Below are 21,233 nucleotides of genomic sequence, written 5' to 3'. Positions count from 1 at the left end.
GCAGTGCTCATCAGCAGAACCAAAGCTAGACTGAAAACCACTACGAGTTTCTTATTCACGGCATATCCTCCTCGCATTTATTCTTCAGCTCAGACTCTTGGCGGAACAAAGCTACGGCTGACTCCAGCGCATCACCTCCCTCGAATGCACAAACACTCCTAATACTGGGAATCCCCTCCTACACCAACTCAGCGCCCCAGAGCCCATCTTGTTCAAGGCCCTGGAGACGATCGCGGTGGGAAACACCCAGTGTTTTGCCAATCTCCCAAATGGCTGATGTTACATACGTTAGGTGAATTGGATGATTCCATACCAACCTGGGAATTCCTGCCCAAGAAACTGAGAGATTTCCAGCGTTCGTCCAGTGCCCAGGCCGGTATACTGCCTAGAACAGCACACCCGCCACCAGGATGATGTTGCTGTAGGGAGTAAACTCGCCGGTGCGGACCACCGCCTTGGCGCCCTTGCACAGCTCCTGGAATTCGCTATGGGGAACTGTGCGCAAGGGAATCTCGTGGGGCCACATGGCCGTGAAGTCTTTATACATCTGCGGTGAAACTTCTGCCTGCTCAGTATCGATGATGGCTTCTTCCACGTGCAGTTCAGTCAAGACCGTTTCCACTGTTTCCAGAAAACCCGGCACGCCTTCCTTTAAGGCCAGATCCACGAACTCTACCCCCGGGGGCACGGGCAGGCCCGCGTCGCCAATCACCAGCATGTCCCCGTGGGCCATGGCGGCGATGATCCGGGAAAGCTGGGCATGCAGAACTCCGGTTTTCTTCATAAAGTGCCTCCTTTCAGTTCCCAACTGATGGGAAGCGGGGCGCCGGAAGGCTTCCAGGCCCCGCTCCCCCTGACTCCCGGCTCTTCAGCGCGCCTACTTCACAAGCTCCAGAGCTACAGGAATGAACTTCTCCACCGCTTCACCCTGCAGAACCTTCACGGCGTACTCTACACCCAGCTGTCCCATGAGGCGGGGCTGCTGGGCGATGGTGGCCAGCATGCGGCCTTCCTGCACGGCCTTGACGGCGTCGTCGGTGGCGTCAAAGCCGACAACCTGGATCTCAGCGGCTCTGCCGGCGGCTTCGATGGCGATGATGGCACCCAGAGCCATTTCATCGTTGTGGCAGAAGACAGCGTCGATTTCCGGCTGCGCCTGCAGGATGTTCTCCATGACCGTCAAGCCCCGGGCGCGGTCGAAACCGGCCTCCTGGCGGGCCACAACTTCGATCTCAGGGTATTGAGTAATGATCTCGTTGAAGCCCTGGCCGCGCTCCCTGGCCGCGTTGGTGCCGGGAATGCCTTCCAGTTCCACAACTTTGCCCTTGCCGCCCAAAAGCTCGGCTATGAACTCGCCGGCCATGCGCCCGCCCAATACGTTGTCGGAAGCGATGTGGGTTACCACTTCTCCGCCTTCGGCGGCGCGGTCCACTGTGATAATGGGAATACCGGCGCGATTAGCTGCTAGAATAGCTGGTACAACCGCCGCCGAGTCGGTGGGGTTCACCAAAATCAGATCCACGCCCCGGGCGATGAGATCCTCGATACCCGCCAGCTGGCGCGCGGGGTCGTCCTGGGCATCGAGCACGCGCAGGGTGACACCGAGTTCAGCAGCCTTGGCTTCTGCCCCATCCTTCAGGTCAACGAAAAACGGGTTATCCAGCGTGGAAATGGCAAAGCCGATGGTGTAGGCCGATACAGCCGCACTGGTTAGAGCCAGCGTCAGCAGCACACTCAAGGCAACAAGCAGTGACTTCCTCATGAAGCATCCTCCTTTGGTTTTTATGGACATGCTCAGGTTTCGCTATCCTCGCTAACGGTTATCACTACACTTGTGCGGTCTGTGCTGGATCCGCACTGGGTCCCTGCTTATCTCCGCTGGATTCCACCTCCTTTCGGAAAGTACGTCCTCCGGCATGCAGCAAACGATCGAGAAGGACAGCCACCAATATCACCAGGCCCTTGGCCACATCCTGGTAGAAGGGAGAGACATTGAGCAGGTTAAAGACGTTGCCCAAAACACCAATGATCAAAGCTCCGATGATCGTTCCCCCGATGTTCCCCCTGCCACCGGACAGGCTGGTGCCTCCTAAGATCACCGCGGCGATGGCATCCATTTCGTAAGACACGCCAGCGGTGGGCTGTGCGGAAAACAGGCGGGCGGTCAATATGACCCCGACCAAGCCGGCCAAAAGCCCGTTAATGCCGTAGATGGCCACCTTAACGCGATTCACCCTGATGCCCGCCATGCGGCAGGCCTGTTCATTGCCGCCCACGGCATAGACCAGGCGGCCCAGCTTTGTGTGCTTGACGAAGAGATAGCCGAGGATGTAAACCACAACCATGATGATCACCGGGACGGGGATGGAACCTAGGTAACCATGGCCAAACCACTGGAAAGTTTGGTTTGTGACATGGATGGCCCGCCCTCCGGTGTACACCTGGGTAAAGCCCCTGGCCAGCGCCATGGTGGCCAGTGTGACGATGAAGGGAGGCAGCTGCCCGTAGGCGATGAACAGGCCGTTGGTGATGCCGAGAGCCAGGCCCACCAGCAGGGTGACAAGCACTCCTGCAAACCAACCGGCCCCACCGGCCATCAGGCCCGCTCCCAATGCCCCAGAGATGGCCACAACCGATCCAATGGAGAGATCTATACCGCCGGAGATAATGACAATGGTCATACCCGCGGCCAGCACCGCATTGATGGCCACCTGGCGGGTCACATTGAGCAGATTAGCGGTGGTGAAAAAGCGGTCGCTTAAAAGGGAAGCAAAGGCCACCATAACCAGCAGAACCAGCAGCATACCGTAACGCCTGATCAAATCCTGAGGAGCCACGCCCAGTCGTTTGCCTGCTTTCATCGCGTATATCCTCCCGTTCCATACATACCGATTTCCTCTTGGGACGTCTGCGTAGCATCGAGTTCAGCTGCCACCCGCCCCTCGTACATCACATAAATCCGGTCGCTCAAGTTGATAATCTCCGGCAGCTCAGAGGATACCAAGATAATGACCTTGCCCTGGGCAGCCAGCTCATCGATTAAGCGGTACACCTCTGCCTTGGCCCCCACATCAATGCCCCGGGTGGGCTCTGACATGAGAATGATCTCCGGTTCGGTGGCCAGCCACTTGGCCAGGACCACCTTCTGCTGGTTGCCGCCGGAGAGGTATTCCACCTGCTGCTCCACGTCGGGGGTGCGGATCCGCAGCTGCTGCACATAATGCTCGGCTTGCCCCCGTTCCCGTCCGTGGGCAATGACCCCCAAGCGGGTGATTTTGTCCATAGAGGACAGGCTTATGTTGAACATCACCGAAAGGGGCAGCACCAGGCCCTCCTCTTTGCGGTTCTCCGTGAGCAGGCCAATGCCGTTTCTGATAGCATCCCAAGGGGAGCGGATCACCACTTCCCGGCCCCGCAGGCGGATGGTGCCGCCTGTTGCGGATAGAGCTCCAAACAGCGCCCGGAGCACATCATGCTGTCCCGCACCCATCAGGCCCGTTAGACCCACCACTTCCCCTTTGTGCGCCGTGAGGGAGACACCCTTGACTTTCCCGGGCACCGTGAGGTTTTCCACCTCCAGCACCAACTCCTGGTCTGGTTTGCGGGTGCGCACATACATGGTGCGCAGGGGACGGCCCACCATCATCTGCACGATCTCATCCCTGGTCAGCTCGGCGATGGGCTTGGTGCCCACCAGGCGGCCATCCCGCAGCACCGTGGCCCGGTCGGCGATGGCCATCACTTCCTCCAGCTTGTGGGAGATGTAGACGATGGCCGTACCCTGGTCCCGCAGCCGGCGAATAAGCTCAAAGAGGCGCTCCACTTCTGCATCGGTGAGGGCAGCGGTGGGTTCATCCATGATGATCACGTCGGCGTCCTTGGACAGGGCCGCGGCAATCTCCACCATTTGCTGTTCCGCCACGCTCAGCTCTCTGACCAGTGTGTCCGGGGACACGTCCAGCCCCAGCCACTGCAGAACCTCCTGGGCTCTGCGGCGCATCCAGCCATAGGGGACCAACCCCCACGGTCTGTTCCCCAGCGTTTCCAGGAACATGTTCTCCATGATGGTCATGTTGTTGATCAAATTGAACTCCTGGTGAATAATGCGGATGCCCAAGCGCTGCGCATCCAGGGGGGTTTGGATTTCCACCGACTGGCCCCGCACCTGGATCTCGCCGGCATCCTTGGTGTACACGCCGGTTAAAATCTTAGACAGGGTGCTCTTCCCGGCTCCGTTCTCCCCCACCAGGGCATGAACTTCGCCAGCCCTCAGCTCGAAGTCCACCCCATCCAGGGCCAGAACTCCTGGGAAGGCCTTGCTGATGCCCTTCATACGAACAACACAGCTGTCTTCTGCGGCAGGCAGCTCTTTGGCCATGGGAACAGCTCCTTTCTACTGACCGAATTCTGCCCTGGGGGCTGGCGCGGTACTGCTCCGGACCACCAAGTAGGTGGGCAAGACCGCATCTTCCACCGCTTCTTTCACCGCGGCGGGGGGCCTCATACCAGCAACTGGCGCCACGGGGGGCAGCTGCTCGTCCTGCTCGGCGTTGTTGATCATGCGCAGAATGAAGTCCACAGCCAGCTCGCCCATCTCCTCAATGGGCTGGGCGATCACCGTCAGGGCTGGCCGGAAGACCTCGGCAAAGGCTGTGTTATCATAGCCCACCACAGACAGCTGATCCGGTACGGAAATCCCGTGGCGGGATACTCCCTCAATGAGACCGTAGGCGCTGAATTCGCTGGTGGCAATCACCGCGGTGGGGCGCTTTTGCGCAGGCAGCTCCGCCAGGGCCAGCCCGGCGGCAATCCCCGTTTCCAAGGTGTATTCCCCCACCCAGGTCCAGCGCTCCTCGGGAAGGCCAGCCTCCACCAACGCCCTGTTCAGGGCTTTGTAGCGTTCATCGCTGCTGATGTTGCCCTCAACACCCCTCACCAGGCCGATGTTGCGGTGTCCCAAGTCCAAAAGATGCTGAACAGCCTGGCGCGCCCCTGGGTAGGGGTCTCCGCCGATCCAGGGGCCTTTGAACTGGGGGATGCGCCGGTCCAGAGCCAGCACCGCGGCTCCCGTGAGCTTGAAGAACTCCTCCAGCTCCTCGCCCATGGCTCCAGAAGTGACCACCAGGACCCCGTCCACCTGCTGCTGGCGGAGGAGATCCAAATACTGGACTTCCCTGGCACGGCTGTTTTGACTGTTGCAGAGCAGTATGGAATACCCCCGGTTGTTGGCCGCATCTTCCACCACCCGGGCCAGCTGCCCAAAGAAGGGGTTGGAGATGTCCGGTATGAGCAGGCCGATCACCGCCGTACGCCGCATACGCAGTCCCCGGGCTAAAGCGTTGGGACGGTAACCCAGCTCTTCCACCGCGTCGATTACCCGCTGGCGCAGTTCAGGGGAGACCCGGGCACTGCCGGTGAGCACGCGGGAGACGGTGCTGATGGAAACTCCAGCTTTTTGAGCCACATCTCTTACTGTAACTTGATTGGCTGCCAATCTGTGCACCTCCACGGGGGCAGAACGAACCACGTTTTGTGAAAACCTCTACGAAAACGTTTTCAAATGATATTATACAACAAGCCCTTCATATTTCCTCCCGTTGATTAGCAAAAATGGAAGGATTTATGCGGGCCGCTCTATCGGATAGAGGAAAGGCACTGCCCAGAGCCAAAATCGGGCAGTGCCTCTCGTTTTTCGTTGCGCAGTTCAGGGGCTCTTCCTGGTTTAGCTCCAGGCTCGCCACTCACCAAGATCCACGACTCTCTTTTCCTGTCTGGACTTTTCAGCGGCAAAGGCCATCATGTGGCTTTCCAGGGAATCCTCCAGGTAGGTGAGGCCATCGGAGAGCTCCTCTCCCCGCAGGAGGCGCGCAAAGTCCTGCATGAGGCCGAAGTCCCCTCCCCCGTGTCCGCTGGCGCTGTGCTCCACCTGGATCACCTGCGTAGCCTGGCCAAAGCGGTGGATCTCGATGGTCCCTGTGCTGAAATCGGCGTGCAGCTCCCCGTGGGTGCCGTAGATGCGGGTGCTGCGGTTGATCTCGCTGGAAAAGGCGGTCAGGGCCATGTTGATCTCCAGGCTCCCATCTAACCTCATGGAAACCGTCTGCACATCGGGTACGTTGTTGTCGCAGCTGTACACGCAGCGGCCGTAGGGCCCTTCCTCCAGGGCCCGGTACCGCCCCGCGAAGGAAAGATCTTCGGTGATCACCGATACCGGCCAGCCCTCGTTGTCGTTGATATAGATCTTCCTGGCGGAATAGGGGCACTGGGGCTCAATGCTGCAGTCCAAACAGCGCTCACCCGCGCCTGCGGGTCTCGCCTCCTGGGTGAAGTGCACCAGGGAGGCCTGGGAATAAATAGTTTGGCACTTGGCACCAAACAGCCAGTACAAAAGGTCGAAGTCGTGGCAGGTCTTGGCCAGGATAATGGGCGCGGCCACCTGGGTATTTCGCCAATTGCCCCGCACATAGCTGTGGGCAAAGTGCCAGTAGCCGATGTTCTCCAGGTGATCCACCAGGCGGGGTTCGCCCACCACCCCGCTGTCCAAAAGGCTCTTCAGCTGGCGGTAGAAGTTGGTGTAGCGCAGCACATGGCAGACCAGCACCCGGGCGCCTGTTTCCCGGGCCTTTTCCGCAATGCGCCTGGTACCCTCCCAAGTGTGGGCGATGGGCTTTTCCAAAAGGATGGTGTAACCTTCCTCCATGGCCTGCAGGGCCGGTTCCACATGCAGATCATCTAACGTAGCGATAATGATCCCCTCAGCCAGCCGCGGCCGGGCCAGCAGCTCTTCCCAGCTGGCAAACTGGTTTTCCCCAGGAATCTGGTGCTCCTCGGCGAATCTCTGACGGCGGAGGGCATGGGGCTCGGCCACCGCCACCACCTGCACCTCTGCAGGATGCTGGCTGGCAAAAGCCGCATAGGCCTTCCCCCGGTTGCCTGCGCCAATAACCGCGATTGTCACTTTCTTGCTCATATGCCTGCTCCTTCTCTCTGCAATTCCCTATGTCAACCTGCGGCTACCACCCCAGGATTTTCAGGTACTCCCTACTGCGGCGGGCTGCCTCCAGGCTCCCCAAACCGTGGTGTTCGTCCTGCTCCACAATGATCCATTTGCTGCCTGCTGCCAGAATAGCCTCTAAGATGGGTTCCCAGAAGATCTGGCCGAAACCCACCGGCCGGAACTGGAAGAACCCTTCGCCGCCTGCTTCTTTCTCAACTTCTGTGCCGATGAGCTCGTAGAGGTTTTTGGGGTCGCCTGTTTTGATGTAATCCTTAACGTGCACCACGGCGCAGCGCTCACCGTATCGGCGGATGTAGGCGGCGGGGTCGATGCCCGCCACATGCGCCCAGCAGGTATCCAGCTGCACCAAAAGATCTTCGGCGCCAATCTGGGCATACATGTCGTCCAAGCCGTAGGTGCCGTCCGGCAGCTGGACAAACTCGAAGTCATGGTTGTGGTACATGAGCTTCAGTCCATTTTGCCTCAAGGCCTGGCCGATACGCTTGATTTCCGCAAGCGCCTCCCCATACCTGGGCCCCAGGGGCCGAAGCTCCTGATCCAGATAGGGAACCGCGATGTATTCCACCCCGACGGTCTTGTAGTCGCTGATCACCCTGTCCAGATCCCCCAGCAAATCCGCGAAAGGCACATGGGCGCTCACGGGAACTAGACCCACCTGGCCCAGCACATCCCGGACGTAGGCCGGCTCCAAGCCGTAGAGGCCCGCGAGCTCCACGCCCGCATAGCCCATGGCCTTGAGCTTCTCCATAACCGGTTTGAAATTCTCCGGGGTGCCTTCTAAAAGGTCCCGCAGGCTGTAGACCTGGATTCCCACGGGCAGTTTGCTCATGCAGCTCACCCTTTCCTCAGAAGTAATTCTCCGCGGGGAAGCCGCCGACCTGGGGTCGGCGGCGTGAAATCCTCCGCTAGAACTTGATCTCTTTACCCAGCGCGTGGGACTGGTAGATGGCATCCAAGATCTGGGTGACCACAAAGGCCTGCTCCGGCTGGACCAGGGGTTCCCTATCGTACTTGATGGCCTCCAGCCACTGCCGGGCCTCGGCCACGCCCTCGCCAGCTTGCGCCCCGCCGAAGTAGGCCACATCGCCCATGTAGGAATTGCGCTCATCTGTGGGTGTGCCGTGGAGCACCCGGTTGTAGATCAGCTCAGGCTTGGGATAGCTCATGCCGGAGCGGATTTCCGCCCCCGCTTTCGTACCGCACAGGGTGGTGGATGCTTCCCGGGACTCCACCACGTTCAGCACCCAGGAGGCCTCCAGGAAGATGGTGGCCCCGTTTTTCATCTTGATGAAACCGAAGGCCGAGTCTTCCACCTCAAAGGTCGCCGGATCCCAAGGACCGAAGATATTGCCCTCCACCTGGTCCGCCATCTTGTAAAAGACGGAACCGGTGACCGAATCCACTTCGTAATTGTCCATCATCCAGAGGGTCATATCCAGCGCGTGGGTGCCGATATCGATGAGGGGTCCGCCCCCCTGTTCCGCTTTGTTCTGGAAGACCCCCCAGGTGGGCACGGCCCGCCGCCGGACGGCATGGGCTTTGGCGAAGTAGATTTCACCCAGCTCCCCATTGCGGCAGGAACGGTAGAGGGTCTGCACCTCCGGCCGGAATCTGTTCTGGTAGGCAATGGTGAACTTCTTGCCCGATTTGCGCCAGGCATCCAGCATCTGCCGGGCCGCCTCCGTATTGTGCGCCATGGGCTTTTCACACATCACATGCTTCCCCGCCTCGAAGGCAGCTACCGTTATGGGGCAGTGGCTCACGTTGGGTGTGAGCACATGTACCACATCGATTTCCGCCTCCTGCAGCAGGTCCCGGTAATCGGTGTACACCCTGGCCCCCGGCACCCCGAACTGTTCAGCGGCTTTTACTGCGCGGCTTTCAATGATGTCGCAGAAGGCCACCATCTCGCAGTCTTCAGAAAGCGCCTTCAGGGCTGGCATGTGCTTCTGGTTGGCGATACCTCCACAGCCGATAATCCCCACTTTCAGCTTCTTCATAGCCCACTCCTCCTTACGAAACAGATTTCCTTAGCGAACTTCGCTTTAGATGATAAACTGCTCCAGATATCTCTTGCTCAGCTTGAGGCTCTTGAGGACGCTTTCTTCGCTGTCCTCAAACGCCCGGTCTTCCACCTCCACGCAGGCTGGGCCGTCAAAGCCGATATCCGTCAGGGCGGAGACGAACCGGCCCCAGTTGATCTCGCCCAGGCCGGGGATCTTCGCGGTCATGTACTGCAAAGGATAGGCCATGATGCCCACATCATTCAGCCGATCCCGTTCGATGCGGGTATCCTTGAGGTGGATGTGGAAGATCTTATCCTTAAACTCGTAAATGGGCTTGATGTAATCCATCTGCTGCCAGACGAAGTGGGAAGGATCGTAGTTCAAACCGAAGTTGGGACTGTCGATGATCTCGAACATCTTGCGCCAGTTGGCCGGCGTGGAGGCGATGTTGTGCCCGCCGGGCCACTGATCCCGGGAAAAGAGCATGGGGCAGTTCTCAATGGCGATCTTAACCCCCCGCTCCTCGGCGAACTTGATGATAGCTGGCCAGACCTTGGCGAACTCCTCGAAGTTCTCCTCGATGGTCTTGGTCTGCATTCTCCCCACAAAGGTAGTGACCATGTTGATGCCCAGTCTAGCCGAAGCTTCGATGACCGTATACAGATGATTGTGGAAATAGCGGCGGCGCTCCAAATCTTCGTCCAAGTTGTTGGGGTAGTAACCCAGGGAAGAAATCTCCACCCCTTTGGCCCGGCAGTAGTCCTGGATTTGTGCGATTTGGGCGTCATCCAGCTCCGCCACGTTCAGATGCGACACCCCCGCATAGCGGCGACTCGCTTCCTCCCGCGGCCAGCAGGCCAGCTCCACGCACCTATAACCCAGGCTGCTGGCGGTGTCAATCACCTGCTCAAAACTCATGAAGCCTACAATCGCTGAAAGAAAACCGAGCTTCATCAAGCAACCCCTTTCTGTTGGTGATAGTCTCTTTGCGCAAAGTTCCAAGGGCCCCAAAAGGCCCTGGGAATACTTCTTTACAGGGCCGCAGATTCCCTTGTTACATTCTTAATCCACTTATCGCCCCGCAGGCGCCAAAAGGCGATGATCCACTTAAAGCACTGGTCGATGCGGGTGGCCAAAAACACCAAGGGCAGGGGCCAGCGCCAGACAAAGGCCGCCAAAAAGGTCATGGGCAGCACGATCAGCCAGCCGCAGATCATGTCCACCAGGGCCACAAAGCGGCTGTCGCCCGCGCCCCGGTTGATCCCCACAAAACAGCTGGCATGGTAAGTGGTGCCCAGCAAAGTGACGGCCAGAATACCGATGATCTCCACGCTGAGGGTGAACACTTCCGGATCGGAACTAGATCCGTACAAAGACACAAACGGGACCCGCAGCAGGTACACCGCGCCGGCCATGATCACGCCGATCAGGAAAAACATGATCTCGATGGTTTTGGAATACTCCTTGGCCGCGGCGTAATCACCTCTGCCCACCGCCTTTCCCACCACCACCGCCGCGCCTCCAGCAAGGCCAAAGGCAAACAAGGTACCCAGATCTCCCATGGAGGTGGCGATACTGTTGGCAGCCATGAAGGTGCCGCCCAAATGCCCGATAATGGCGGCCTTGAGCATGCCGATGAGGGCCCACTGGGCATCAGTGAGGCCCACCGGCAGTCCGTAGAAGGCATAGTCTTTGAGCATCTGGCGATCCACCGCTAAAAAGTCCCGGGGCTTTAGAGCGATCTGCCGCTGCACCTTGAAGGTGTAAACCAAGACCAGGACCAGCTCCCCCAGGCGGGTGAGCAGCGTGGCCAGGGCGGCGCCTCGAATGCCCAGCGGGGGCAGCCCCAGCTTGCCGAAAATGAAGATGTAGTTCAGACTGACATTCCCCACCAGCGCGAACAGGGCGATGTACATGGTGATGCGCACGACTTCGACGGTGCGCAGCATTCCCACCAGCGCGCTGGAAAGGGCGAAGGGGATGTAGGAAAGGCAGATGATGCCCAAATAGGTCAGGGCCAACGCGGTGATCTGGGCATCCTCCTTGGCGATGATGATGCCAATGATGGCTTCGGGGAAAAGCTTCAAGACGGCCACGATCACCAAGGCCACCCCGAGGCAGATCCAGAGCACCACCGCGAAGACCTGCTTAATCCGCTCCATGTCTTTTTTGCCCCAGTACTGGGCGATCAAAACGGAAGAGCCGCCCACAAGGCCCGTGAGGGCCGCCGTGACCAAGGCGGTGATGCTGTTCACCTGGGAAGCAGCGGCCTGGGCTAAAACCCCATCTGGGGTAAAGGAAACCATAATGTTGTCCGCCACCACCACCAGCAGGCTGAGCAGCGACTGCAGGGCAATGGGCAGCGCGATTTTGAACATCGTCCGGTAGAACTCTTTATCCCGTACCATGGTGCATCTCCTCGCTAAAGACCCCCGCCGCTCGCTCCCTGGGCGAGCCGGCGGGGGCTCTTCTTGGCCGCGCTTTGGACTTTGCTGCGCTACGCACTCTCTTTCCGCTGGAAGAGCACGGAGGCAATGACAATCACGCCCTTGGCCGCTTCCCGCAGGAAGGGCGGAACCCCAAACAGATTCAAGAGGTTGTTCATAACTGCAATAATGAGCATGCCCAAGACGGTGCCAAAGATGGTGCCCCGACCGCCGCGCATGCTGGTGCCGCCCACCACTGCCGCGGCGATGGCATCCATCTCGTAGCCGCTTCCCGCATTGGCGAAGTCCATGGTGCCGATGCGGGCCACTTGGATGATGGAGGCAATGCCCACCAGAACCCCAGTCAAGGTGTAGGCCCCCACCTTCACCCGGTTCACATTCACACCGGAAAGCTGGGCCGCCCTTTCATTGGACCCCACAGCAATCACCTGGCGCCCCCAGACGGTGCGCTGGGAGACGTAGATCAGGATCAGCGCGATGGCCAGCCAGTAGATGATGGGCATGAACATCAAGCCGCCCACCTGGAGATTGGCGAGCTGCAGGAACTCCCGGGGCACCCGGGGGTTGTAGCCTTGCATAAAGTGCTGCGTCACGCTGCGCAGAATCTTCATGGTGCCTAAGGTGGCCACGAAGGGGGCAATCCGTCCCTTGGTAATCAAAAGCCCCGTCAAGGCCCCCAGCACCAGGCCCATGAGCATGGCGAAGATCACCGTTAAGACATAGGCGGGCAGGCCGGTAATGCCCAGGTTACCTAGGAAGCCTTTGGGACCTATATCCAGCATCATCATACTGGCGGCCCCGATGGCCACCAGCGTGGACCCCACAGAAAGATCGATGCCGCCGGTGATGATCACAAAGGTCATGCCCAGGGCAATGATCCCCACCCCGGCATTGTTGCGCAGGATGTTGATCCAGTTGCGCCCCCAGGCGCTGAACCACTGGCCCACTGAATCGTAGTCAAACCCCAGCACCAGGGTCTGCAGGATGATCAAACCCAGCAGAACCAGCACGGTGCCGAAATGGGAATCGTTGGCCCAGCGCAGGCGTAAACGCCCTACAAATCCTGTTTTCTCGCCTGTTTCCATCACTTTCATGCTCCAACCCGCCTTTTAACTTGCACTGAGGACACCGCCTGTGGCAAGTCTCATGATATCGTGCTCGTTCATGGTGCCGCCCGAGACTTCTCCTTGGATATGTCCCTGGTACATGACCAAAGCCCTGTCGCAGAGCCGGATGATCTCCTGGGCCTCACTGGAGAGGACGATGATGGCCAGACCCTGTTCCGCCAGGTCCAGGATAATATCGTAGATCTCCTCCTTGGCCCCCACATCAACCCCCTGGGTGGGGTTATCCAAAATCAGCACCTTGGGCCGGGCTGCCAGCCACTTGGCCAAAACCACCTTCTGCTGATTGCCCCCGGAAAGGGTGTTGATGCTGTCGGTGATGCGCTGCAGCCTGATGCCCAGACGGTCGATCTGCTCGGTAAACAGACCTTCCTGCCTATTTATATCAATCACGCCCCGCTTGGCAAACAGGGGCCAGGTGACTATCGAAGCGTTTTCCAGGATGTTCATATCTTTGATGATGGCATTCTCCTTGCGGTTGCGGGGCAGGTAGCCGATGCCCAGTTCCAGGGCGTGCTCGGTGCTGTGGATTTTCACCTCTTGACCGTCCAGCCAAACCCTTCCAGAGAGCACTTCATCGGCACCGAAAATGGCCTGGAACAGTTCACTGCGGCCATCGCCTAAAAGCCCGGTAAAGCCCAGGATCTCCCCGCGGCGCACACTGAAGTTGATGCCGCGAAAAGCTGTTCTGTGGTTGAGATTCTCCACCCGCAAAACTTCCTCGCCGATGCGCACCTCACGGGTGAGCTGTTCGGTGCGGACATCATGGCCCACCATAAAGCGGGCCAGGTCATCTGTGGTGACTGCGGCCACATCGCCTTCCGCCACCAGCTCCCCGTCCCGCAGAACCATATACCGCTCGCAGATATCCATAACTTCATTCAGCTTGTGGGAAATAAAGATGATGCCGACTCCTTGATCCCGGAGCGTTTCCATCATCTGGAATACACGCCTGATCTCCGGCTCCGTCAAGGATGTGGTGGGCTCGTCCATGATGATCACGGAAGCATCCATCATGATGGCCCGGCAGATCTCCACGATCTGTTTGTAGGACGCATCTAAGTCGCGCACCATGGCCCGGGGATCCAGCTCGATGTTCATGCGCCGGAAAATGTCCGCCGTCTTTTCCTCCATGGTCTCCAGATCGAGCCTTCCCCACCTGCTCCGGATCTCCCGCCCTAGGAACATGTTCTCATACACGGGCAGATCATTAATCAAATTGAGCTCCTGGTGGATAAAGGCGATCCCCGCCCGGAGAGATTCCGCGGGATTGGCAAACCGCACGGGCTTGCCATCAAGATAAATGGTGCCGGAATCTGCGGGCAAAACCCCTCCCAGGATATTCATGAGGGTGGATTTGCCGGCACCGTTCTCACCGATTAAAGCACAAATCTCACCACCGTTGATGGTGATGGAAACGTCCTTCAGGACCTGGTTTTTCCCGAATGACTTGTAGATGTTTTTCATCTCCACGATCATGGCATCACATCCAAAGGCAAAATGGCGCACTGAGCAAGCTGCAAGGGGAGGCCGAAGCCGCCCCTTGCAGTGGATTCCTTAGGCATTAATAGGGCGAACTGGGATCGATGAAGTCTTTGTAGTTCGTCCGGTCCACGATGGTGGTGGGGATAACCTTAACCGCCTCAACCTCTTCGCCCTTGAGCACAGCCAAAGCTACGTCAACAGCATCCTTGACCATGGCCGGGCTGTACAGCGCGGACTGGATCCAGATGTCCTCGTTCTCAGGCATCATCAGGAAGTAATCCTGCATGCCGCCGCCACCGGTGATCACCTTAATGTCGGTGCGGCCAGCTTCCCTGATGGCCTGGATGGCGCCCATGGATGTTTCATCGTCCATGGAATAGACTGCGTCGATCCGGGGATGCCGCATCAGGATATCAGCCATGTCCTTCAGGCCATCTTCCACGGTGAACTTGGTGGCATAGGTATAGATGGTCATGTTAGGGGCGATTTCCTTGATGGTGTCCAAAAAGCCAGCTTTGCGCAGCTCAGATACGGAACCGGAAGTGGGTACTTCCAGCATGACCACAATGGCCTCGGGACCGACTTTCTCCACGATGTAGTGGGCACCCTGCACGCCCATGTCGTAGTTGTCGCCGGTGACCCTGTAGATGCCTTCCACATCGATGACGATGTCAAAGTTGACCACAATCACGCCAGAGTCTACGGCCCTTTGGATGGGCACTTCCATACCTGTCCACTGCGGGAAGGCCACGATGGCATCGGCACCCCAGGTGAGCAGGTCGTCGAGCTGGGCCGTCATCTCTTCAGCGTTGTTGCTGGTTTGGATGTTGTACTCCACCTCATCGCCAAGTTCCTTGAGGCGGTTTTCCGCGTGATAGGCCACGGCCGCTACCCAACCATGTGTAACAGCAGGAGCCAGAACACCGATCTTAAACTTCGCCGCTGCCGGCTGGGCAAAGGCCAGCGACGAGAACAGAACAGCAAGTACCAGCACTAAAGCAATTCGTTTCATTGTGCAGCTCCTTTCCTCTTGTTGAGCTAGGTACAACCCAGAAAGCTAGAGCATGGCTTGGCTTTCTGCTACCACCCCCTAAGCTAAACACAAGTAAAACCATACTTAAAAATTCTTGAGGAATCCTTGCGAATCCTCCTCTAGATTACAGCCAAAAAACACTATTTGGCGAGCCTCACAAAAGGCCCCCCAGTTCGACACTGCAGCCGGAAGCCAGCGCTTCCCGCGCCGCCAGGGCGATGGCCACCGCCGTTTTCGCCTGGGAAGGTGTACCCCGTTCCACAGCTCCGCCCCGGCGAACCCATTCGAGGAAGTAAGCCAGCTGCCGGGCGTAGGGGTCCTCTCCGAAGCCAGCAACCTCTGGCTGCAGTTCCTCTTCCCCGTATAGTACCAGCCGGTTGGGTGCGCCTCCCTCATCGGTCACACTTCCTCCCCCGGCCACAAAGCGGTATTCCGCCGCGGCCTTTTGGCCTAAAACCCTGAGGAAGGAAGTGAACGGATAGCTGGGGGGCATCAAGTGGCTGCCCACCACATGGGCCCGCTGACCACCGGTGAAGGTAATTACCACATGCACGTGTTTCCAATCGCCGCCGGGCACCGGCACTCCCCAGGCGCTGACGCTCTCGGGAACGCCCAGAAGCGCACAGGCCATGTCAAAGTCGTGGACCATGAGGTCCACCACCATCCCGCCGCTGAGGGACAGGTCCGCAAACCAGCTGGCCCACTGGGGAGATGTGCTGAGCCGCTCCAGCTCCACGGCGCGGATCTCCCCGAGCTTTCCCTCTTCCTTGAGCTCCAGCACCCTTTCATATTCCGGCCAGAAGCGGAGCACATGCCCGATCATGAGAAAATGGGCGGCCAAGCGCTGGGGATCAGGCTCGCTAACCCCGGCGTGGCGGGCCGCTGCAGCGGCGGCCTGGAGCATCGCCTCGGCATCTTCCAGGGTGAGCGCGATGGGCTTTTCGCAGAGCACCTTCTTGCCCGCCTCCAGGGCCTGGATGGTCATCTCTTTGTGCAGCCCCGTGGGATAACACACCACAACGGCGTCCACCAGGGGATCAGCCAGGAGCTGCCCCAGATCAGTGGTGCCCCGGGCCCCAACCTGGGCGGCCAAGTCGTTCACCTTCTGTGGATTACGCCCGCAAATCCAGCGGATTTCCGCATCGGGCCTCTCAGCCAGCGCTTTGGCGTGGGTCTGGGCCATGAAACCTGAACCTAAAATGCCGATTCCTACCCTTTCCATCTACCGGATCCTCCTACTTCGGTCTTGAGCCTCTCCCTCTATGGATCATTCCAGCTCCCCTCGGCCGATCCTCCTGAGCCTTGCGGGGCAGGTCGCTAGACCCGGAAATACTCCACCAGCCTCTGCAGCTCGGCCGCGGCGGAAGCGATCTTGTCCATGGAGGCGGCCACTTCTTCCAGGGAAGCGGATTGCTGTTCACTGCCGGCCGCGATTTCTTCACCAGCCGCGGAAAGTTCGCTGATGGCGAGAGCCGCTTTATCGATGGCGCCTGACAGTTCCTGGATCACGCTCTGCACTTCCGTGAACATCCTGCCGCTCTCGGTGGTGGTCTCCTTCCCCTCCGACACCTTCCGGGAGCTGCGTTCGCTCTTTTCCACCGTTTCCCGGACGATGCTCTGCATGCGCCCGATCAATTCAGTGATTTCACTGGCTGCCTCCGCGGACTCTTCCGCCAGCTTCCTCACTTCCTCCGAAACAACTGAAAAACCACGCCCGTGTTCCCCGGCGCGGGCTGCCTCGATGGCCGCATTCAAAGCCAGAAGGTTGGTCTGCTCAGCTATGTCGGTGATGATGCCCACAATGGAGCGGATGCGATCGGACTGCTCGTCCAGCTCTCTGATGTCCTCCCTCAGCTGGGAGACGGAGGTATCGATCTCCCCCATGACGCCTAGGGTCCGCTGGATCTGCCTGCTGCCTTCTGTGGTTTTCTCTAAAGCTTCCTGCGCCTTTTCCGCGATTTCCTGGGTCTGCTGGTTGAGGATCTGGATGGAAGAAGCGAACTCGTTGGTGGTGCCGGCCACCATGGCCACCGAGCCGGAGGTCTCCTGCACAGCCGCGGCCACCTCGGCTGAGCCGGTGGCTGTCTCCAGAGATCCCGCGGCCACCTTGATCATCATCTCCTGCAGTTTGGCAATGAAATCGTTCATGCCCTGGGCCAGCTTGGCCAGTTCATCCCGGCCCCTAACCGGCAGCCGCTGGGTGAGATCTCCTCCGCCTTGGCTCAGCTCCTGGACCAAGGCCACCGTGCGCCGCAGGGAACGGCAGACCGAACGTACAGTCAAAACCCCCAGGAACAGGGCGATACCCAGCGCCACGCCGATCATCACCAAGGTGATGAGTTGGGAGGTTCGGGCCACCTCCTGCGCCTCTTGCTCCAGGGCCGCCGCCTCCGCCTGCACCAGCACAATGATCCGGTCCAAAGCGCTACGCACGGCTTGGAGATGAACCAGGGTGGTTTCCGCGTAGGATCTCCTTGCTTCCTCCCAGGCGGAGCCGCCAGCTGCCAGCAAGCCGCTGATCTCCCCCGCGGAGCGGTGCAGCGCCTCATGGGGCTCGGCTAAAGCAGCATAGGCCGCCTGCAGCTCTGGGGAGAGACTGGCAAACTCCGCTGACTCGATGAAGGCGTAGTACCAGCTGCCCAGGGCGCACCTGGTGTGATCCAGCTGCCCGGTAAAGGGCTGTTCCAAGTTGAGCGAATTGGCCAGCTCCAGGGCCCAGTCTAAGTGGGCGATCTCCAGTTCATCCAGCATGGCCACGTGGGCCAGGGCCGCCGCAGCTTGATCGTTGATGCCAGCCACCTGCTTGAGCATGCTGCTGGAGACACCACCCAAAACGCCGATACAGATAATGAGCAGGGCAATCACACCGTAGAGCTTCTGAGAAATCCGCAAGTTTAACATGGCAGTTCCCACCAACCCTCTGACTTCAGGAGTCAATAATTAACTTTATAGGTAATTGGTCTAATACCGCTCTTTTTTCAAAACTCCTGCCATGTGAAATTTTAAGCGGAGAAGCAAAAACCCCCCGAAGTTAAGGTGAACTTAACTGTGGGGGGCTTGCTGCCCGATCCACCTAGGACTCCGGCTCGATTTCCACCTCCAGCAGCGGCACACTCTGCTGGGAGCCGTAGAGATCGCTGCTCCAGGGATGGTCCGAGGGGTAGTGCTTGAGGATGGAAATCTTGATCCCCAGACAGCTGTCCACAAACCATAGGTTTCCTGTACCGCTGCACAGTCGGACCGTTCACACAGGCAACCCTGGAATAGCCGTGGGCCAACAGATGATCCATGCCTTAGCGCAGACCCTTGAAAGAGTCCACCAGCACACAGCAGATATCTGGGTCATCCGAAACGCCCGACATCACAACAACGGGCTGTTTGACTCCTTTGATCAATTCTCGATGAGCATCGCTGGAGAAAGATGGCGAGATCATCGACTTCTCAACATACTGTATGTCCAGGCTGCGGATGATGCTCAGCTCCTCACTAACCAGGGCTTCTGTACTGAGCAACACCAGGTGAGAGCCGAAGCTTTGGATCACCTGCACTTTGGCCATGGCCACGTCCACATGTTTTCCATCTCCATCACGACCGCCATCTTGCGTAAGTATTTACGCATCCTACGGTCTACGGAGACCTGTCGATCTTCCTTACATATGCAATCCTTTCCGGAAAATACGGTCCAGCGCCCCTTCTGGTTCCGCGTACAAGTATATCGATACAAAACGTGCCACTACTGTGATGTAAAGAGACCAGCCCGAGCGCGTTTGCCATAGAAAGACCTTTGCATAGAAAACGTGAAAACCACGCCCGGGGAACCCCCTAGGCGTGGCACTCCGCACACAGACTCTCTCCATCTAACTGGTGAGCCAGTCCACCAGCTGCTGCCAGAGCTTGTTGTACTGCCCCCACTCCACAAACTCAGGGGAACCCCAATGGGGAGCGCAGTCCGAGGTAAAGGCCGCGGTCTTGCCCCGGCCGTAGGTACCCACCACCAAAATGGGATCCTCGCCTGCCACGGCCAAAACTTCCGCCCCTTCCTTGGCGATGACCTGGTTGTAGCCCAAAAGCATCGGCCACTGGGCATCCAAGCCCTGAACCACAGGGTGATCCGGCTGAACCACCTGAGGATTGATGCCTTCGGGGATCTCCACCCGGTCATCGTGCGCCAAAAGGGTAACGGGCAGGATCTCCTCCACAGGCGAGTCCTTGTATTTGCCCTTGCCGTCGATGCCGGCGAAGGACATGTAGCCGCCGATCATCACGAAGGCGCCGCCCTGTTCCGCGTATTCCCTGAACAGCTTCAAGCGGTTGGGTGTAGCTAAGGAGCGTTCAAAAGTATCGGGATGAAGCAGCAGGGTGTTGGCCCCGATATCGCTGAGGATCACCACGCTGTACTCCTGTAGCTCAGAAAGCTCCGTTGGCACTCTACTGGGGGCGTGGTGGTTGGGTATGTAATCCACCTGGTAGCCGCCTTCCTCCAGCGCCTCGATGAGCCATTTGGCCCCCTCATCGTATTTGGTCGTAAAGAAGGCATCAAAGCCCTTAAGGTGTATGGAAAACACTTCCCAGCTTTCACCAACCAGCAGCACTTTCTTCATGTTTACAACCTCCTTAGGCCTTTTTTGGCACCAGCTAGTTTTGGACCCAAATGCTGATCGCGAGATTTGCTTTTCCACGCGATATCCACGGCAAGAGAAGAGGGTAAGGGACCCTGTTTACCCTTTACCCTCTTCCTTCTTACGTCACAGATTTGCCGCGTCTGGCGAATCCTATTTGACCTTCCTGCCTACATAATGGTGCTGACTGTGGTACATATTGATGTCCCCTATTTCAGCCAATTTGGCCATGAGTTCTTCCAGCAGTTCCAGGTTTGGTACTTCCCAGAAAGTGAAGTAGCGCCATTCAGAGGACCAACAGCAGTCGAATTCGCCATACATCTTTATGCCTTTGTCTTTGTACTCCTCAAATATGCCCTCTAGTTCTTTTTGAAACTCTGCCTTTTTGGCCTCAGATTCCGCGTACCACGTATCGGTGTGCTTCCAAAATGCTATGAATCCTAGAGGCATTTCGCTGCGTGCCACTGCTCATCTCCTCCATGGAACATACTACTGCAACGGATACAGAACCTTCTGCACCTCAGGCTCGTTCATGTTATCCCGTGTTACGATGGTCAGGGGCGAATGAACTACTTTGGGAACTTCCTCGCCGGCCATGGCCTTAAGAGCGAGTGCAACGGCGATCCTTCCCTGTTCATAGGGCTGCTGAACGAGCAGGACGTCGATGATGCCTTGTTCGAGGTAGGCGATCTCATCGGGGTTAGCGTCGTACGCCACAAACTTGACCTTGCCTTCCAAGCCCCGGTTGATGAGGGCCTGCGCCGCACCCAAGGCGCCCCTGTCATAGCCGCCGAAAACGCCGGCCAGGTCGGGGTGAGCAGTCAGGATGTTTTCCATGTTCTGCATTCCAGCCATTTTGTCTTCACCATACTGGATAGGCAGAAGAGTTATTTCCGGATACTTTTCTGCCACTTCTTGAGCCCCAATATTGCGGGCGTCGTTGCTGGGGATGCCGGGCAGACCGTTGATGATGACGACTTTACCTTTGTAGCCAATGAGCTTGGCCAGCTCTTCCATGGCAATCCTGCCGCCTTCAACGTTATCCGTGGCTACAAAGCTGGTCATTCCATCCCAGTTGATGGCCGAGTCGATTACGATAGTGGGGATGCCCCTCTCAATTGCCCGTTGTACTGGAGCCACTAAGGCATCTGGGTTCAGAGGCGTTACCAGGATGGCATCCACTTCCGCGTTGATCAGATCATCAATGCGGTCGATTTGTCCCTGGATATCTGCATCAGTCGATGGACCGGTGTAGATCAGAGTACCGTTCACCTCTGCGAGTGCATCTTCGGCGCCAGCCTTTACTGCCAACCAAGACTCGCTAGCCGTGGACATGACAACCAGCCCGAACCTCGGACCGCTGGCCTGTGCCAAGCCGGCGACTCCCATAATGGATATGCCGTGCTCAGCGGCATCCTTGGCATTCTGAAATACCACCGGTTTACCATGGATGAGGATCTCGCCTTGATCGGCACTATAGATACCAGCGAGGATCTTCATC

20 protein-coding genes are annotated in these 21,233 nt (G+C 58.3%); all 20 read right to left on the bottom strand.

Annotated features, from left to right (window positions below; translation table 11 throughout):
- Nucleotides 1-385 precede the first annotated feature (385 nt).
- Nucleotides 386-784: a D-ribose pyranase gene (gene rbsD, locus ACE4YL_RS00415; protein WP_461365884.1), complete on the bottom strand. Its 399-nt coding sequence runs from the start codon at nucleotides 782-784 to the stop codon at nucleotides 386-388.
- A 93-nt stretch (nucleotides 785-877) separates the two neighbouring features.
- Complete coding sequence (rbsB, locus tag ACE4YL_RS00410) at nucleotides 878-1,762, bottom strand: ribose ABC transporter substrate-binding protein RbsB (RefSeq protein WP_461359428.1); 885 nt, start codon at nucleotides 1,760-1,762, stop codon at nucleotides 878-880.
- 64 nt (nucleotides 1,763-1,826) lie between these two features.
- Complete coding sequence (locus ACE4YL_RS00405) at nucleotides 1,827-2,861, bottom strand: ABC transporter permease (protein ID WP_461359427.1); 1,035 nt, start codon at nucleotides 2,859-2,861, stop codon at nucleotides 1,827-1,829.
- A complete protein-coding gene (locus ACE4YL_RS00400; RefSeq protein WP_461368581.1) occupies nucleotides 2,858-4,378 on the bottom strand; it encodes a sugar ABC transporter ATP-binding protein in 1,521 nt (506 codons plus the stop codon). The genes ACE4YL_RS00405 and ACE4YL_RS00400 overlap by 4 nt, the downstream gene beginning before the upstream one ends.
- Before the next feature lie 15 nt (nucleotides 4,379-4,393).
- A complete protein-coding gene (locus ACE4YL_RS00395; RefSeq protein WP_461368974.1) occupies nucleotides 4,394-5,494 on the bottom strand; it encodes a LacI family DNA-binding transcriptional regulator in 1,101 nt (366 codons plus the stop codon).
- 228 nt (nucleotides 5,495-5,722) lie between these two features.
- A complete protein-coding gene (locus tag ACE4YL_RS00390; protein WP_461358932.1) occupies nucleotides 5,723-6,970 on the bottom strand; it encodes a Gfo/Idh/MocA family protein in 1,248 nt (415 codons plus the stop codon).
- Between the two features lie 43 nt (nucleotides 6,971-7,013).
- Nucleotides 7,014-7,847, bottom strand: coding sequence for a sugar phosphate isomerase/epimerase family protein (locus ACE4YL_RS00385; RefSeq protein WP_461358931.1), 834 nt, complete (start codon nucleotides 7,845-7,847; stop codon nucleotides 7,014-7,016).
- A gap of 76 nt (nucleotides 7,848-7,923) precedes the next feature.
- The gene (locus ACE4YL_RS00380) at nucleotides 7,924-9,018 is read right to left on the bottom strand and encodes a Gfo/Idh/MocA family protein (RefSeq protein WP_461359954.1); all 1,095 of its coding nucleotides are present in this window, start codon (nucleotides 9,016-9,018) and stop codon (nucleotides 7,924-7,926) included.
- Nucleotides 9,019-9,063: 45 nt separating this feature from the next.
- On the bottom strand, nucleotides 9,064-9,978 hold the full coding sequence (locus tag ACE4YL_RS00375; protein ID WP_461358525.1) for a sugar phosphate isomerase/epimerase family protein: 915 nt from the start codon (nucleotides 9,976-9,978) through the stop codon (nucleotides 9,064-9,066).
- Nucleotides 9,979-10,055: 77 nt separating this feature from the next.
- The gene (locus ACE4YL_RS00370; RefSeq protein WP_461358524.1) at nucleotides 10,056-11,432 is read right to left on the bottom strand and encodes an MATE family efflux transporter; all 1,377 of its coding nucleotides are present in this window, start codon (nucleotides 11,430-11,432) and stop codon (nucleotides 10,056-10,058) included.
- A gap of 89 nt (nucleotides 11,433-11,521) precedes the next feature.
- A complete protein-coding gene (locus ACE4YL_RS00365) occupies nucleotides 11,522-12,565 on the bottom strand; it encodes an ABC transporter permease (protein ID WP_461358523.1) in 1,044 nt (347 codons plus the stop codon).
- 15 nt (nucleotides 12,566-12,580) lie between these two features.
- Entirely contained in the window at nucleotides 12,581-14,074 is a 1,494-nt protein-coding gene (locus ACE4YL_RS00360; RefSeq protein ID WP_461365390.1) for a sugar ABC transporter ATP-binding protein, read from the bottom strand.
- A gap of 85 nt (nucleotides 14,075-14,159) precedes the next feature.
- Nucleotides 14,160-15,092, bottom strand: a complete 933-nt coding sequence (locus ACE4YL_RS00355; RefSeq protein ID WP_461358521.1) for an ABC transporter substrate-binding protein — start codon at nucleotides 15,090-15,092, stop codon at nucleotides 14,160-14,162.
- A gap of 175 nt (nucleotides 15,093-15,267) precedes the next feature.
- A complete protein-coding gene (locus ACE4YL_RS00350) occupies nucleotides 15,268-16,335 on the bottom strand; it encodes a Gfo/Idh/MocA family protein (protein ID WP_461358520.1) in 1,068 nt (355 codons plus the stop codon).
- A gap of 95 nt (nucleotides 16,336-16,430) precedes the next feature.
- A complete protein-coding gene (locus tag ACE4YL_RS00345; protein WP_461368973.1) occupies nucleotides 16,431-18,014 on the bottom strand; it encodes a methyl-accepting chemotaxis protein in 1,584 nt (527 codons plus the stop codon).
- Between the two features lie 172 nt (nucleotides 18,015-18,186).
- Complete coding sequence (locus tag ACE4YL_RS00340; RefSeq protein ID WP_461358518.1) at nucleotides 18,187-18,318, bottom strand: hypothetical protein; 132 nt, start codon at nucleotides 18,316-18,318, stop codon at nucleotides 18,187-18,189.
- 88 nt (nucleotides 18,319-18,406) lie between these two features.
- Complete coding sequence (locus tag ACE4YL_RS00335; RefSeq protein ID WP_461359957.1) at nucleotides 18,407-18,670, bottom strand: hypothetical protein; 264 nt, start codon at nucleotides 18,668-18,670, stop codon at nucleotides 18,407-18,409.
- A 300-nt stretch (nucleotides 18,671-18,970) separates the two neighbouring features.
- Nucleotides 18,971-19,714, bottom strand: coding sequence for a glutamine amidotransferase (locus ACE4YL_RS00330; protein ID WP_461367838.1), 744 nt, complete (start codon nucleotides 19,712-19,714; stop codon nucleotides 18,971-18,973).
- Nucleotides 19,715-19,885: 171 nt separating this feature from the next.
- Entirely contained in the window at nucleotides 19,886-20,197 is a 312-nt protein-coding gene (locus ACE4YL_RS00325; protein WP_461367837.1) for a DUF6616 family protein, read from the bottom strand.
- Between the two features lie 24 nt (nucleotides 20,198-20,221).
- On the bottom strand, nucleotides 20,222-21,233 hold a 1,012-nt coding region (locus ACE4YL_RS00320; protein WP_461368972.1), incomplete at its 5' end, for a sugar ABC transporter substrate-binding protein.

It is taken from the genome of Candidatus Darwinibacter acetoxidans (assembly GCF_041936445.1).
Classification (GTDB): domain Bacteria; phylum Bacillota; class Limnochordia; order Darwinibacteriales; family Darwinibacteriaceae; genus DTU010.
The sequence above is the reverse complement of the archived record's forward strand: the minus strand, read 5'-3'. Positions and strand labels throughout refer to the sequence as shown.

Excerpts from the sequence above, each read along its gene's own strand:
- rbsD (WP_461365884.1), bottom strand. The coding sequence starts at position 784 with ATGAAGAAAACCGGAGTTCTGCATGCCCAGCTTTCCCGGATCATCGCC.
- rbsB (WP_461359428.1), bottom strand. The coding sequence starts at position 1,762 with ATGAGGAAGTCACTGCTTGTTGCCTTGAGTGTGCTGCTGACGCTGGCT.
- ACE4YL_RS00405 (WP_461359427.1), bottom strand. The coding sequence starts at position 2,861 with ATGAAAGCAGGCAAACGACTGGGCGTGGCTCCTCAGGATTTGATCAGG.
- ACE4YL_RS00400 (WP_461368581.1), bottom strand. The coding sequence starts at position 4,378 with ATGGCCAAAGAGCTGCCTGCCGCAGAAGACAGCTGTGTTGTTCGTATG.
- ACE4YL_RS00390 (WP_461358932.1), bottom strand. The coding sequence starts at position 6,970 with ATGAGCAAGAAAGTGACAATCGCGGTTATTGGCGCAGGCAACCGGGGG.
- ACE4YL_RS00385 (WP_461358931.1), bottom strand. The coding sequence starts at position 7,847 with ATGAGCAAACTGCCCGTGGGAATCCAGGTCTACAGCCTGCGGGACCTT.
- ACE4YL_RS00380 (WP_461359954.1), bottom strand. The coding sequence starts at position 9,018 with ATGAAGAAGCTGAAAGTGGGGATTATCGGCTGTGGAGGTATCGCCAAC.
- ACE4YL_RS00375 (WP_461358525.1), bottom strand. The coding sequence starts at position 9,978 with ATGAAGCTCGGTTTTCTTTCAGCGATTGTAGGCTTCATGAGTTTTGAG.
- ACE4YL_RS00370 (WP_461358524.1), bottom strand. The coding sequence starts at position 11,432 with ATGGTACGGGATAAAGAGTTCTACCGGACGATGTTCAAAATCGCGCTG.
- ACE4YL_RS00365 (WP_461358523.1), bottom strand. The coding sequence starts at position 12,565 with ATGAAAGTGATGGAAACAGGCGAGAAAACAGGATTTGTAGGGCGTTTA.
- ACE4YL_RS00360 (WP_461365390.1), bottom strand. The coding sequence starts at position 14,074 with ATGATCGTGGAGATGAAAAACATCTACAAGTCATTCGGGAAAAACCAG.
- ACE4YL_RS00355 (WP_461358521.1), bottom strand. The coding sequence starts at position 15,092 with ATGAAACGAATTGCTTTAGTGCTGGTACTTGCTGTTCTGTTCTCGTCG.
- ACE4YL_RS00350 (WP_461358520.1), bottom strand. The coding sequence starts at position 16,335 with ATGGAAAGGGTAGGAATCGGCATTTTAGGTTCAGGTTTCATGGCCCAG.
- ACE4YL_RS00345 (WP_461368973.1), bottom strand. The coding sequence starts at position 18,014 with ATGTTAAACTTGCGGATTTCTCAGAAGCTCTACGGTGTGATTGCCCTG.
- ACE4YL_RS00335 (WP_461359957.1), bottom strand. The coding sequence starts at position 18,670 with ATGGCCAAAGTGCAGGTGATCCAAAGCTTCGGCTCTCACCTGGTGTTG.
- ACE4YL_RS00330 (WP_461367838.1), bottom strand. The coding sequence starts at position 19,714 with ATGAAGAAAGTGCTGCTGGTTGGTGAAAGCTGGGAAGTGTTTTCCATA.